A 13995-nucleotide genomic window follows, 5' to 3' on the forward strand; every position below is an offset into this window, starting at 1 on the left:
ACAGTTACCCCACTTATTTTCCTTCTACACTCTTCGCATGAAACGTCATTTGCTTCCGGTACTGCTGTTGGTTGCGGCGGCTGGGCTGCCCACTTTCCGGGCGCAGGCCCAAGACAAGCCCGTGCTGAACACGGCCCCGCCCGCGCCGCAGCCGGCTCAGCCCCGGCCGGTGGAACCCACGCCGGTGCCCGCCACTACCCCGGAGCCTGCGCCCACTCCCGAGCCGACCTATAATGCCCCGGTGCAATCGACGCCCGACGCGCCATCGGGCCTGAGCTTCCCGAACCGGAAAAACACCAAGGCCGGCGGAGCGGAAGACAAGCCGCCGACGAAGAAATTTCTGTACACCAACCTGGGCCTGGGCTTTACGTCGGTGGATGGCATCAGCAATTTCAACGTCAGCCTGGCGCCCGCGCTTGGCTACCGGCTTACGGATAAGCTTGCCGTGGGCCCGGGCATCTCATACGCCTACAACAACTACTCGCTTTCGCCCGACAACTTTTATCGCACCTACGGCGTCCCTTACCCGACTCCGAGTGGCACCCTGACGGCCTCTGGTGCCAATAGCCTTTCGAGCAGCAGCCTGGGATTTAAAGTTTTTGCTCAGTACATCGTGTACAAAGAATTCTTTATCCACGGCGAATACGAGGTAACCAACGCACAATTGGCGGGCTATGACGGCAATGGTTATCTGGCAAAAATTAACCGTACGGTGACCACTCCGCTGGCTGGCATTGGTTACCGTTCCTACTTGGGCCAGAACGCCGCCGCCGATATCGTGGCGCTGTATAATTTCGACAATTCTGTTTTCTCGTTATATCCAGGGTTGGTTATTCGTTTTAGCTTTTTATTCAATATCGGCAAATAGCGGAGTTGAATGAACACAAAAAAGCCGCGCTGGATGTACCAGCGCGGCTTTTTTGTGTTTTTAAATTAACCCTTGCGGAGTGCGCTAGACAGCGCTTCGGCCACTGATGACGCGCAGCAGGATGGCGATGATGGCAATTACCAGCAGGACGTGAATAATGCCGCCGGTGAAGTAGCCGCCGAAGAAGCTAACGGCCCAAATGATGACCAGAATGACGGCGATGATATACAGGAGGTTGCCCATGACTTGGAGGTGTTAAGAAGAATGAAGGGGAGGTGAAAAAATGTTAGAGAAGTGTCTCTGTGGCTTTGTACGGGCCCCTTTATTAAAAAGATATCCCAAATGAAAAAATATTTCATTCCCCGCAAACAAAAACGCCGCTTACCAATGCTACCGTAGCTTTGTGCCGGCTGCCTGATAGGCCGCTGTTCTCATCCCACCCACTCTTTTCCCGCTACTTATGAACGTCGCCGTTATTGGCTCCGGCACCATGGGCAATGGCATTGCCCACGTATTTGCGCAGCACGGTTTTTTGGTTTCGCTGATTGACATTAATCAGTCCTCGCTGGACCGTGCCCTGGGCACCATCACCAAAAACCTGGACCGCCAGGTGGCCAAAGCTACCCTGAGCGAAGACGATAAAACGGCCACCCTGGGCCGCCTGAAAACCTTTACCTCCATTGCCGACGGCGTGGCCGGTGTGGGCCTGGTGGTGGAAGCGGCCACCGAAAGCGTAGACCTCAAGCTGCAAATCTTTCGCGACCTGGACCAGTACGCACCGGCCGATGCCATTCTGGCCTCGAACACGTCGTCGATTTCCATCACCAAAATCGCGGCCGTGACCAAGCGGCCCCAGCAGGTGATTGGCATGCACTTTATGAATCCTGTGCCGGTGATGAAGCTGGTGGAGGTGATTCGGGGCTACGCCACGTCCGATGCGGTGACGCAGCAGGTGATGGACCTGTCGCGCCAACTGGGCAAAACGCCGACGGAGGTGAACGACTACCCCGGCTTCGTGGCCAACCGCATTCTGATGCCGATGATAAACGAGGCCATCATCACGCTGTTTGAGGGCGTGGCCGGCGTGGAGGAGATTGACACGGTAATGAAGCTGGGCATGGCTCACCCGATGGGCCCACTCCAATTGGCCGATTTTATTGGTCTGGATGTGTGCTTGGCCATTCTGCGGGTGCTGCACGAGGGCCTGGGCAACCCCAAATACGCTCCCTGCGCGCTGCTGGTGAACATGGTGATGGCCGGCCGCCTGGGCGTGAAGTCGGGCGAGGGCTTCTACCAGCACACCGCCGGCTCGAAGGAGCTGGTGGTGGCTGAACGGTTCCGGAAGTAGGGTGGCCTTTCCCAGCTATGCCACTACACAGCCCCGTTTTGGCACGTAGGAAGGCATTTGGAACTCCACAAATGCCTTCCTACGCGCTGAAACCCATTTGTGGAGCGCCACAAACGTCCGCTGGTGCGTCGGAAGCCATGTGTGGAATTCCACAAATGCCTTTTTGCGTGCTAAAACCCATTTGTGGAGTTCCGCACATATCTTTTGTCGTGGAAAACCCCGTTTGTGGAGTACAGGGACATTTGGGAGGCGAGGCGCTGTAAGGAATAAACCTGCACCGCGTCTACCGCGTTGTTATCAAACACAACGAATCTATTTCCTACCCATGCAAAAAGCAACATTTGGCGCCGGCTGCTTCTGGTGCGTCGAGGCCGTATTTCAGAACCTGAAGGGCGTGGAGAAGGTCGTTTCCGGCTACGCCGGGGGCCGCATTGCCAACCCGACTTATAAAGAAGTGTGCAGCGGCCTCACGGGCCACAACGAGGTTATCGACATCACTTTCGACCCGGCCGTTATCAGCTACAAGGAGCTGCTCGAAATCTTCTGGAAAACCCATGACCCGACTACTCTCAACCGCCAGGGCAACGACGTGGGCACTCAGTACCGCTCGGGCATCTACTACCACAACGAGGAGCAGAAGCAGCTGGCCGAGGAGTATAAAAAGAAGCTCAACGACAACCACGCCTTCCCCAACCCCGTGGTGACGGAGATTTTGCCCGCCCCCACCTTCTACCCCGCCGAGGACTACCACCAGAACTACTTCAACCTGCATGGCCATGAGCCCTACTGCCAGTTTGTGGCCCGCCCCAAAGTGGACAAGGTGAAGGCGCTATTTGGCGAGAAATTGAAGGCCGGAGTGTAACTGTCATTCCGAGCATAGCGAGGAATATGAGGAATAAAAAAGGCCGCTTCTTACGAAGCGGCCTTTTTTGTAGGGGCGGGGTCGTACCCGGTAGGGCCCCGCACCTACATTACACGCTCACCCCAAAGTCGCGCAGCGCATCATTCAGACTCGTTTTCAAGTCGGTGCTGGGCTTGCGCTGGCCGATGATGAGGGCACACGGCACCTGGTATTCACCGGCCGGGAACTGCTTCGGAATGGAGCCGGGAATGACCACCGAGCGCGGCGGCACATAACCGCGGTATTCCTTGGGCTCGGGGCCCGTCACGTCGATGATTTTGGTGCTGCCGGTGATGGTGACGCCCGCGCCAATCACTGCTTCCTTGCCGATGCGGCAGCCTTCCACGAGGATGCTGCGCGAGCCGATGAAGGCACCATCCTCGATGATGACGGGGGCCGCCTGCACGGGCTCCAGCACGCCGCCAAGGCCCACGCCTCCGCTCAGGTGCACGCCTTTGCCCACCTGGGCGCAGCTGCCCACGGTGGCCCAGGTGTCCACCATCGTGCCCTCGCCCACGTAGGCGCCGATGTTGGTGTAGCTAGGCATGAGGATGACGCCGGGGGCCAGGAATGCGCCGTAACGAGCCACGGCGGGCGGCACCACGCGCACCTGCTGGCCGGCGTAGTCGGTTTTGAGCAGCATTTTGTCGTGGTACTCGAAGGGGCCTACTTCCTGAGTGGTCATCTGGCGGATGGGGAAGTAGAGAATCACGGCCTTTTTTACCCATTCGTTGATGGTCCACTCGCCGCCGTCTTCGGTGGGCGGAGTGGCCACGCGCAGGCGGCCTTTGTCGAGCTCTTCGATGACGTGCTCGATGGCGGCTTTGGTTTCGGGGGTCTGGAGCAGGGCGCGGTCGGCCCAGGCGGCTTCAATTTGGTTTTGCAGGTCAGCCATTTGAGGAGGCGAAGAGGATGAATAGGAAAGCCGCCTGCAGTGGAAGCGGCTTAGAAGCAGCAAAACTACCATCTTTGGGTCGTGCTTGGCTCCGGTTCTTCTCGATTTGTGGTTTTGCTGGCCTCGGTACTGAAACCGGTGGACGATACCCGCATGCGGGGCAAGTTTGCCGAAACCCTCGCGTGCCGCCCGCAGGTGCAGGTGCACATAGCGGGCCGGAGCGTGGCGCGGCAGGCAGTTGCTGCGGCCGTGCCCGGCATTTTCCAACACGCTATTTTCAATGGCTCCCGGATAAGCTGGGCGCGGCTGGGCGCGCAATGGCGCTACTGGCGCTTGCTGCGCGAGTTGCGGCCGCAGCTGGTTATTGTGCACGCGCCGGAGCTGCTGCCGCTCACGCTGCTGTGGCAGGCGCTGGGCCGGGGCCGAAAACTCATTTACGACATCCGTGAAAACTACGCGCTCAATGTTTCGACGCAGCGCGTGTACCAGGGGCTTGTGCGGCGCGGGCTGGCGGCCGGGCTGCGCTGGGTGGAGGCGCGGGCGGCGCGGCGGGCGGCGGCGGTTATTCTGGCCGAAGTCAGCTACGCCGCCGAGCTGCCGTTTCTGAAGGAGTTGCCGTCAAGCCGCATAGTGGTGCTCGAAAACAAGTGCCAGCCCCAGCCGAGCGAAATACTACGCCAGCAACCGATAAAACTGCCCCCCCCTACGGAGCCGCTGCGCCTGCTTTATTCCGGCACTATCTCGGAATTGAATGGCGTATGGGAGGCCATTGCCCTGGCCGGGCAACTGCGCGCCGCGTGGCCCGGCGGGGCGCGGCTCACCATCATCGGCTTCTGCCAGCAGCCCGAGCTGCTGCGGCAACTGCAGGAACAGACCACTCAGAATCCCGATTGGCTCTCGCTCATCGGCGGTGCCGAGCCGGTGCCACACGCCCGCATTGTGGCCGAAATCGGCCAAAGCCACCTGGGCCTGCTGGCCTACCGGCCGCATCCCAGTACGGAACGCTGCCGGCCCACCAAGCTGTTTGAGTACCTGGCGCACGGCCTGCCGGTGCTGGCCTCGCCTAATCCGCTGTGGCAGGAACTGCTGGACGCTCACGGCGCAGGCCTGCCCGTCGACTTTGGACAACCGGTTGATGCACCCGCTTTGGCCGCCCGGCTGCAAAGCCACCGGTTCTATCCCAACGGCGTCCCGACCGATGTGCTGTGGGCCGGCGAAGGCAAAAAATTGTGGCATTTGCTGGATACTGTGATTTAACCTGCCACCTTTGCGCCCCAATTTGCCAGTAGCCCGTAGCTACAACACTGATTTTAATCCTGCCCTCGCGGCGGCTCTCACTCCCCTAGCCCACTTTTTTCCTCCCACCATCCATGGCAACTTTACGTCACTCATTCATCGCCGGGGTCGGCCACTACGTTCCGAGCCGCGTGGTTAAAAACGCCGAGCTGGAGCCGATGATGAACACCTCCGATGCCTGGATTCAGGAGCGCACCGGCATCCAGGAGCGCCGCTGGTTCGAGGAAGGCACCGACACCACCGCCAACATGGGGGCCAATGCCGCCCGCAAAGCCCTTGAAATGGCCGGCGTGGAAGCCAACGACGTGCAAATGATTGTCTTCGCCACGCTCTCGCCCGACTACTTCTTTCCCGGGTCGGGCGTGCTCATGCAGCGCGAACTGGGCATGACCAATAACTGCCCCGCCCTCGACGTGCGCAACCAGTGCTCGGGCTTCATCTACGCCCTCTCGGTGGCCGACCAGTTCATCCGCACCGGCATGTACGACACGGTGCTCGTGGTGGGCTCCGAAATCCACTCCTCCGGCCTCGATAAAACGCCCGAAGGCCGCGGCGTGGCCGTCATCTTCGGCGATGGCGCGGGTGCCATGGTGCTCCGCCCCAGCACTTCCGATGAGCACGCCATTCTCAGCACGCACCTGCACGCGCAGGGCGAGCACGCCGAGGAGCTCATCGTGAAAGAACCCAGCTCAAACCGCAACAACCGCGTGGAGTACATCGTGAATAACCAGGCTGAGCTTTATCCCTACATGAACGGCCAGAACGTGTTCAAGCACGCCGTGGTGCGCTTCCCGCAGGTCATCAAAGAGGCGCTCGACCAGAACGGGCTGCAGGCCTCGGACATCGACATGCTCATCCCGCACCAGGCCAACCTGCGCATCACCCAATATGTGCAGCAGAAAATGGGCCTCGGCGATGACAAAGTGTTCAGCAACATCCAGCGCTACGGCAACACCACCGCCGCCTCCGTCCCACTAGCCTTCAGCGAGGCCGTGCAGGAAGGCAAAATCAAGCGCGGCGACCTTGTGTGCCTGGCTGCCTTCGGCTCGGGCTTCACCTGGGCCTCGGCGCTGTTGAAATTTTAAGTAGCTAATTTTTAGGCTGAGCAGATTGGGCCGGTGCGAAGCGTGCATTTTTACATGCAGCTTTGCACTGGCCTTCCTGTTCCGCCCCCGCTAGCATGAGCGAATTTCCCTCCAGCATTCCCCCCGCCAAACTGCCCAGCCACACCGAGGAGAATTACCTCAAAGCCATTTTCAAGCTCGCCGAGGCGGAGCCGGATACCGCCGGCGTAAGCACCAACCGCATCGCGGCCGCGCTGGATACCCGCGCGGCGTCCGTGACGGACATGCTGCGCCGCCTGGCCGAAAAGGGCCTGCTGAACTACGAGAAATACCGCGGCGTGCAGCTCACTGCCGAAGGCCAGCGGCTGGCGCTGCTCACCATCCGCAAGCACCGGCTGTGGGAGGTTTTCCTGGTGCAGCAGCTCGGCTTCAACTGGGACGAGGTGCACGAAGTAGCCGAAGAGCTGGAACACGTACAGTCGCCGTTGCTCATGCGCCGGCTCGATGCCTTCCTGGGCCACCCCGCCCTCGACCCGCACGGCGACCCCATTCCCGCCGAGGATGGCGCCATCCGCCGTCCCGCCCACCGCCTGCTGGCCGACCTATGCACCGGCGAATTCGGCACGCTGGCAGCCGTCAAAAATACCTCGGCGCCCTTCCTGCAATACCTCGACAAAGTGGGCCTGCAGCTCGGAGCCATGATTGAAGTGCTGGATAAGGTAGCATTTGATAATTCCTTCGAGCTCAGAATAAACCGTGAGCGCACCGCTCTCATCTCAGCCGAAGTAAGCCGCAACTTGTTTGTAACCGAGTAAGCCAGTTTTGGGACAACCGTCCACCAAATCGGGGCATCCGATTAATCCGAAAAATCCGTGGTTCAGACAATTTTCTCCGATACCATTGTCGCCTTATCGACGCCGCCGGGCGCGGGCGCGCTGGCCGTTATCCGGCTTTCCGGTCCCGCTGCTGTGGCCATCACCGCGTCCGTATTCTCCAAAAAGAGCTTCGCCGAAGCGGCCGGCAATACCCTGCACTACGGCACCCTGCGCGACCCCAACGGCGGCGAAATCCTCGATGAAGTAGTGGTCGGCCTCTTCCGCGCCCCGAAGTCGTTCACCCGCGAAGAAGTGGTTGAAATCAGCTGTCACGGCTCCGACTACGTGGTGCGCCAGGTGCTGGCCCTGCTCCTGCGCCACGGCGCGCGCCTGGCCGAGGCCGGCGAGTTCACCAAGCGCGCCTTCCTGAGCGGTGCAATGGACCTGGCCCAGGCCGAAGCAGTGGCTGACCTCATCGCCGCCGACTCCGCTTTAAGCCACCGCGTGGCCCTGAACCAGTTGCGCGGCGGCTTCTCCCAAGAGTTGCGCGAGTTGCGGGCCCGCCTCATCAAGTTTGCTGCCCTGCTGGAACTGGAACTGGATTTCGGCGAAGAAGACGTGGAGTTTGCCGACCGCACCGGCCTGGCCGCGCTGCTGGCCGAAGTGCGCGGCGTGGTGCTGGGCCTGCTCCGCTCCTTCGAGCTGGGCAACGTCATCAAAAACGGCATTACCACCGTCATTGCCGGTCGCCCCAATGCCGGTAAGTCCACGCTGCTCAACGCATTGCTGCGCGAGGAGCGCGCCATTGTATCGGCCATTCCCGGCACTACCCGCGACTTCATCGAAGACGAAGTGAGCATCGACGGCCTGCGCTTCCGCTTCGTGGACACGGCCGGGCTGCGCGACGATACCGCCGATGAGGTGGAAGCCATTGGCGTGGCCCGAACCCGGGAGCGCGTGCGCAAGGCTTCGTTGTTGCTCTATCTGTTTGATTTGGCTGAATTGACGCCAGCGGAAGTACGCGCCGAAATCCAGGCGCTGACCACTGGGCTGAATTTGCCAGTGCTGGCCGTGGGCAATAAGACCGACTTAACTTCTGCTAAAGATTTGGAAGCTTTTGAAACTGATTTTAGCCTGAGCCAGCCCGGTCACAATGCCGACATACCGTTGGTACTGCTGGCCGCCGGGCAAAACCAAGGCATCGAAACCCTGCAAGCTACCTTGGTAAAGCAGGTGCGCGGCTCAGCGCTCGAAAACAACGCCTCTGCTACCATCGTAACCAACGTGCGCCACGCCCGCGCCCTCGAAACCGCCGCCGCTCACCTAGCCGCCGTGCAAACCGGCCTCGATACCGGCCGCGGCACCGAGCTACTGGCCGCCGACCTGCGCCATGCTTTGGCGGCGCTAGGCGAAATCACCGGCGAAATTTCCTCCGAAGATTTGCTCACGAGCATTTTCACCCAGTTCTGCATCGGCAAATAACCCTTCCTTAAAACTGCATTCTCAACTTCCGGGGTAAATCGACGCAAACGTTGCCAAATGGCTTCTGCGCACTTTTTAGGGCATATTTACGAAACCTCCCGGCCCGTTCAATTGTAGTGAATGCGTGCGCGGAGCCGGGAAAATTTCCCGGCTTAACCCGTATGGCTTAGTTTCGCACTCTATTTCCCTCACACCCCTCCCGCCCATGGCAGAAACAGCTGAACTCATCCTCGACGGCAAGTCCATCACCTTGCCCGTAATCGAAGGCACCGAACACGAAAAGGCGTTTGACATCGGTAAGCTGCGCGACCAGACCGGCTACGTCACCCTCGACTCGGGTTATAAAAACACCGGCGCCACCAAAAGCGCCATCACGTTCCTCGACGGTGAGGAAGGCATCCTGCGCTACCGCGGCTATCCCATTGAGCAGCTGGCCGAAAAGTCGAGCTTCCTGGAAGTAGCCTACCTGTTGATTTACGGCGCGTTGCCTACTCAGGCTGAGCTCGACAACTTCAGCGGCCAAATCACCAAGCACACGCTGGTGCATGAGGACATGCGGAAGATTTTCGACGGCTTCCCGTCGGCTACGCACCCCATGGCCATCCTGTCGTCGCTCATCTGCGCCCTCACCGGCTTCTATCCGCAGAGCGTGTCGCCCGACCTCAGCCCCGAGGAGATGGAACTGAACATCATTCGCCTGCTGGCGAAGATGCCGACCATCGCGGCCTGGACCTATAAGAACAACATGGGCCATCCGTTGAACTACCCGCGCAACGACATGGACTATTGCGCGAACTTCCTCTACATGATGTTCAGCTTCCCCACCGAGAAGTATGAAATGAATCCGGTAGTGGTTAGCGCCCTCAACAAGCTCCTCATCCTGCACGCCGACCACGAGCAGAACTGCTCCACCAGCACGGTACGCCTCGTAGGTTCGGCCAACGCCAGCCTCTACGGCTCGGTATCTGCCGGCATCAACGCCCTGTGGGGCCCGCTGCACGGCGGTGCCAACCAGGAAGTTATCGAAATGCTGGAGGCTATCGAAGCTGACGGCGGCGATACCAGCAAGTTCATCAACAAGGCCAAGGACAAGAACGACCCGTTCCGCCTCATGGGCTTCGGCCACCGCGTGTACAAGAACTTTGACCCGCGCGCCAAAATCATCAAAGTAGCTGCCGACGAGGTGCTGCAAGCCCTCGGCATGCAGGACAGCCCGTTGCTGAAAATCGCACAGGAGCTGGAGCAGGCCGCCCTCACCGACCAGTACTTCATCGAGCGCAAGCTGTACCCGAACGTGGACTTCTACTCGGGCATCATCTACAAAGCACTGGGCATCCCCACCGAGATGTTCACGGTAATGTTCGCCCTGGGCCGCCTTCCCGGCTGGATTGCCCAGTGGAAAGAGATGCGCGAGAACAAAGAGCCCATCGGCCGTCCCCGCCAGATTTACACCGGCGAGCTGGAGCGCGATTACACGGAAATCAACGCCCGCTAGTTTCAGTCTCAATCGGCGTAAAAACAAAAAGCCCGCTCTATGGAGCGGGCTTTTTCGTGTCCGGCCGGGGAGATTGCCCTCCCCTATTTCAGGCGGTGCGCGGTAAAGTTGGTGCGGAGGTTCTGATACGCAATCAGCTGCTGGGGTTGCAGGATGCTGGCCAGCTCGGTTTCGTAGCGCTGCTGCGCCTGGGCGAGCTGGGTATCACGCTCTTCGGCGCTGGCACCGTTGAGGATGATTTCCAGGTCGCGCCGCTCGGTGAGCATATTCAGGTGCAGCTGCTTCACGGCGAGGTACTGCGCCTCGTTGAAATGCACGTGTTGCGCCAGCGCCCGGGTGAGCGTGGTGGCCCGCGCCATCATGGCGTGCGAGTAAGCGCCGTCGCCGGGGCCGGCCACGGCCACCGGGGCAACAGTAACACCCGCAGCAAAGCAAGTAGCCAGGAACAAATTTTTCATGGGATGTGGGGTTATGGTGATGAGATAAGTCAAGTGCCCTGCTGGAGTGCAATTGGGCTCATCAAACATAGACAAATAATTAATTTGAACGAAAAATATTTTTTCTGGCACTTTTTTAATTTCAAGGTTTTTACGTAGTTGAATAACTATCTGATTATTAACATTTTGATTTCTTTAAAAAAATCAGATGCTGAGGCAAAAAAAAAGTCCGCCAGTGGGCGAACCATATATTTTTCCTGCCGAATCCAATTATATTTTGGCTCACCTAAAGCCTTGCTTTAAGTAAAAAGCCCTTTCAGAGCCGTTTCCTCAATTGCTGGTTTAGGTACCTGAAATGCTGCCTAATAATCCCGAAGCCATTGATTTCGCTGTATTAGGGCGGCTGTTGACGAGCCCGTCAATGTGTTTATGGCCACTTTCATGTGCTAAACACTACCTGAACGAAGTAGTCTCACTTCGGAAGCGGTATCAGTAAGCAGCTCGATGTGGAGACGCATCCTGGCGTCTGGTCGTAAGGGTACGTCAGGTCGGTTCCCGTTTAACTGAGGGCCAGCGGAGCTAACGACGAGACGCACGGATGCGTCTCTATCTTATTTTGAGCTAACCCAAACAGCTGCCTAAAGAATGTGCAGCTCTATACGGCGGTTGAGCTGACGGTGCCCTTCGGTATCATTAGCTGCCAAAGGGTGGCCTTCGCCGTAGCCTTTGGAGCGTAGCCGGGTGGTGGAAATGCCGTGGCCCGACAGGTATTCAACCACCGATTGGGCGCGGCGTTGCGAGAGCTGCAAATTGGCATCGGGCGCCCCTACGTTGTCGGTGTAGCCGGACACTTCAATCTGTACGTCGCGGTACTGCCGCAGGAACTCAATCAGGCGGTTAAGCTCAGTGCGTGACTGTGGTTTGAGGTCGTACTTATTAGTGTCGAAAAACAGGTTATTCAGCACCACGCTGCGGCCTGAGCGCACGGGCTCTAGGTAAATATCCAGCGTTGTAGGGTTGAAGTTGTGCTGGCTGGAATAGTCGAAACTGAGGCTTTTGAGCAGGTATTTGTCAGCGGCCGCGTACATGGCGTAGTGGTGGCCTTCGTTGAGCACCACCGTGTAGTCGCCGTACTCAGGGTCGGAAGTGACAAACTGAGTGAGCACATCAGTATCAAGGTCATAAAGCTTTACCTCGGCCTTGAGCGGCTTTTTGGTATTGGCATCGAATACGCGGCCTTGGGTGTAGGTGCTGGTTTCGCGCGCCTTCACGGGCGGCGGCACGGCGAACCCGAACAATTCAACCGGCCGCTCTCTGGATAAACGGTAGCCTCCGGGCGGTTCCTCTGATGCCCGACTACGCGAGCAGAAACCCTTCTGGTTGTCCGAAGAGATAAATAGAGAAGCTTCGTTTTCGAAGGTATTGAGGGGGTAGCCTAAGTTGCGAGGCTCGCTCCAGTTACCGGCTCCTTGCCTTTCGCACCGGAACACATCAAGCCCGCCCATGCCCACCAAGCCATCGGTGACGTAGTAAAGCGTGGTGCCGCTGGCGTGGATGAACGGAGCCATGTCCTTGCCAGCCGTGTTCACGGGCTTGCCCACGTTTTGGGCGGGGCTCCAGTTGCCGTCCGGCTGCAAAGTGGTTACGTAGATGTCTTCCTGGCCCTGACCACCGCGCCGGGTCGAGGTGAAGTACAGGGTGCGGCCGTCGGCCGAGAGCGAGGGCTGCGAATCCCACTCCGTGGAGTTGACGTTGAGGCCCAGGTTTACGGGCGGGCTCCAGTTGTTGCCGGTGCGGCGCGAGATGTACAAGTCGCAGTTGCCAATGGCCTTGGGCCGGTCGCAGGACGCAAAAACCAGCGTTTTGCCGTCACCCGAAATCGAGCCCGCACCTTCGTTGTAGCTGGAATTGATGGCCGGCGAAATCGGCACCGGTTCGCCCATGGAGCCGTCTTTGTTCTGGCGGCTTATGTATAAGTCTTCGCCGCTGCTGGCCGCTGGCCGGCCCGTGAAGAGCAGAAACCGATTGTCAGCGGTGAGGGTGGGAAAGTATTGGAACTTGAAGCTGTTCAGCGGTGCGGGCAGCGGCACCGGCGCTTCGCCCACGGGGTGCTTGATGGCATCGAGGGCAAACTCACAGGTAAGGAGCTGCCGCTGCGATTTGGCCAGGTTTTTCTGGGTTTTTGGGGCCACCTTCATCAGCTGCCGGTAGGCATCGAGGGCGGTCTGGTATTCGCCGTAGCTCAGAGCGAGGTCGCCCAGCAGCTGGTATTCGGAGGCGTGAACGGCTTCGACGGGGACCTTCGCCAAGCCGTCGCGGTAGGCAGCTAGCGCGCCGCGGTTGTCGCCCATGGCTTTGAGCAGCGAGCCCTTCAGCAGAAAGGCTTCGCCGAAGGAGGGAAACTTCTGGTTGAGCTGGTTGAGCGTCTCAACGGCCTTGATAAAATCCCGTTCCTTGGTTTGCTGCTGCGCTTTCTCGAGCAGGCTGCGGGCCTTGGTGTTGGTGGGCGTCTGCACTTTGGGCGGTAGCTGGGCCCAAGCCGTTTCGGCAGAGACCAGCCCCAGCAGACACATTGTTCCGAGGCGCAGGGCCCCCAACACTGAAATGCGACGCATACGGTAAGCTAGGGAATGTCAAGGTATTTGTGGGTTTGAAGCGACACCTGCCAGCGCGGGTGCTGCTTCACGTAGTCGACCAGCTCGGGTATCATGCGCGCGGCACGGCTCCACTCGGGCTGCAAGTATAAGCGCGTAGTGGCCGGAACCAATGCCGCGTGCTCTTCGGCCCAGTCAAAATCGTGCCTATTAAATACCACCACCTTCAGTTCGTGGGCCGCGGCCAGCACTTCGGGCAGCGGGGCCTTGAATTTCTTGGGCGAGAGGCACACCCAATCCCAGGTGCCGGAGAGCGGGTGCGCACCCGAGGTTTCGAGCCAGGTGCGGCAACCGGCCGCCTGCAATGCCGCTGTGAGCGGGCCCAGATTGTGCATCAGCGGCTCGCCGCCGGTGATAACCACGTCGCGGCCGGGATAAGCCAGCACGGCTTCTACCAATTGGGCTACGGACTGGCGGGGGTGCGCGTCGGCATCCCACGACTCTTTCACGTCGCACCACACGCAGCCCACGTCGCAGCCGCCCAACCGAATGAAATAGGCCGCCCGGCCGGTGTTATACCCTTCGCCCTGAATGGTATAGAACTGCTCCATTACGGGCAAAAAGGTACCGGCGGGGGCAGCCGTCACATCACTGGAAGATGCAATTATTTCGGGGGTAAGTAACGTCACTGGTATCATCACAAAAAAGCCTCAGGAAGCGAAGCAACCTGAACACCAACCAGAGGACACACCGTTCCCAAGGCCGGACTTTAAAAGTACGGTCTGAGCCCAGGATAACCA

Annotated in this window: 13 protein-coding genes; 8 read left to right on the forward strand and 5 right to left on the reverse strand. The window is 59.2% G+C overall.

From position 1 onward, the window contains the following. Positions 1 to 37 precede the first annotated feature (37 nt). Entirely contained in the window at positions 38 to 868 is an 831-nt protein-coding gene (locus tag ACYU7Q_RS04050; protein WP_460608154.1) for a hypothetical protein, read from the forward strand. Positions 869 to 952: 84 nt separating this feature from the next. Here ACYU7Q_RS04050 and ACYU7Q_RS04055 read toward each other — a convergent pair whose 3' ends face one another. After that, positions 953 to 1111: a lmo0937 family membrane protein gene (locus ACYU7Q_RS04055; RefSeq protein ID WP_198068261.1), complete on the reverse strand. Its 159-nt coding sequence runs from the start codon at positions 1109 to 1111 to the stop codon at positions 953 to 955. Between the two features lie 217 nt (positions 1112 to 1328). On the opposite strand from ACYU7Q_RS04055, the gene ACYU7Q_RS04060 reads away from it, so the two are divergent. Continuing rightward, positions 1329 to 2216 carry a 3-hydroxybutyryl-CoA dehydrogenase gene (locus tag ACYU7Q_RS04060; RefSeq protein WP_460608155.1) on the forward strand — a complete coding sequence of 296 codons (888 nt, stop codon included), beginning with the start codon at positions 1329 to 1331 and terminating at the stop codon, positions 2214 to 2216. Positions 2217 to 2541: 325 nt separating this feature from the next. Next, the gene (gene msrA / locus ACYU7Q_RS04065) at positions 2542 to 3078 is read left to right on the forward strand and encodes a peptide-methionine (S)-S-oxide reductase MsrA (protein ID WP_305031167.1); all 537 of its coding nucleotides are present in this window, start codon (positions 2542 to 2544) and stop codon (positions 3076 to 3078) included. A 109-nt stretch (positions 3079 to 3187) separates the two neighbouring features. Here the strand turns inward: msrA and ACYU7Q_RS04070 are convergent, their stop codons facing one another. Continuing rightward, positions 3188 to 4012 carry a 2,3,4,5-tetrahydropyridine-2,6-dicarboxylate N-succinyltransferase gene (locus tag ACYU7Q_RS04070; protein WP_460608156.1) on the reverse strand — a complete coding sequence of 275 codons (825 nt, stop codon included), beginning with the start codon at positions 4010 to 4012 and terminating at the stop codon, positions 3188 to 3190. Positions 4013 to 4120: 108 nt separating this feature from the next. Here ACYU7Q_RS04070 and ACYU7Q_RS04075 point away from each other — a divergent pair, with 108 nt between their 5' ends. The 5 genes from ACYU7Q_RS04075 (at position 4121) to ACYU7Q_RS04095 (ending at position 10164) form a co-directional block, all read left to right on the forward strand. Next, a complete protein-coding gene (locus ACYU7Q_RS04075) occupies positions 4121 to 5269 on the forward strand; it encodes a glycosyltransferase family protein (protein ID WP_460608157.1) in 1149 nt (382 codons plus the stop codon). Between the two features lie 113 nt (positions 5270 to 5382). After that, complete coding sequence (locus tag ACYU7Q_RS04080; protein WP_460608158.1) at positions 5383 to 6393, forward strand: 3-oxoacyl-ACP synthase III family protein; 1011 nt, start codon at positions 5383 to 5385, stop codon at positions 6391 to 6393. Positions 6394 to 6524: 131 nt separating this feature from the next. Beyond that, positions 6525 to 7187 (forward strand): metal-dependent transcriptional regulator, encoded by a 663-nt coding sequence (locus ACYU7Q_RS04085; protein WP_460608732.1) that lies wholly within the window; start codon positions 6525 to 6527, stop codon positions 7185 to 7187. A 57-nt stretch (positions 7188 to 7244) separates the two neighbouring features. After that, entirely contained in the window at positions 7245 to 8669 is a 1425-nt protein-coding gene (gene mnmE, locus ACYU7Q_RS04090; RefSeq protein ID WP_460608159.1) for a tRNA modification GTPase, read from the forward strand. Positions 8670 to 8874: 205 nt separating this feature from the next. Continuing rightward, complete coding sequence (locus ACYU7Q_RS04095; protein WP_460608160.1) at positions 8875 to 10164, forward strand: type II citrate synthase; 1290 nt, start codon at positions 8875 to 8877, stop codon at positions 10162 to 10164. A gap of 83 nt (positions 10165 to 10247) precedes the next feature. Here ACYU7Q_RS04095 and ACYU7Q_RS04100 read toward each other — a convergent pair whose 3' ends face one another. The 3 genes from ACYU7Q_RS04100 to ACYU7Q_RS04110 form a co-directional block, all read right to left on the reverse strand. Next, a complete protein-coding gene (locus tag ACYU7Q_RS04100) occupies positions 10248 to 10622 on the reverse strand; it encodes a hypothetical protein (protein WP_460608161.1) in 375 nt (124 codons plus the stop codon). A 617-nt stretch (positions 10623 to 11239) separates the two neighbouring features. Continuing rightward, a complete protein-coding gene (locus tag ACYU7Q_RS04105; protein ID WP_460608162.1) occupies positions 11240 to 13216 on the reverse strand; it encodes an OmpA family protein in 1977 nt (658 codons plus the stop codon). 8 nt (positions 13217 to 13224) lie between these two features. Next, complete coding sequence (locus tag ACYU7Q_RS04110) at positions 13225 to 13806, reverse strand: 7-carboxy-7-deazaguanine synthase QueE (protein WP_460608734.1); 582 nt, start codon at positions 13804 to 13806, stop codon at positions 13225 to 13227. Positions 13807 to 13995 lie beyond the last annotated feature (189 nt).

It is taken from the genome of Hymenobacter terrigena, assembly GCF_054776515.1.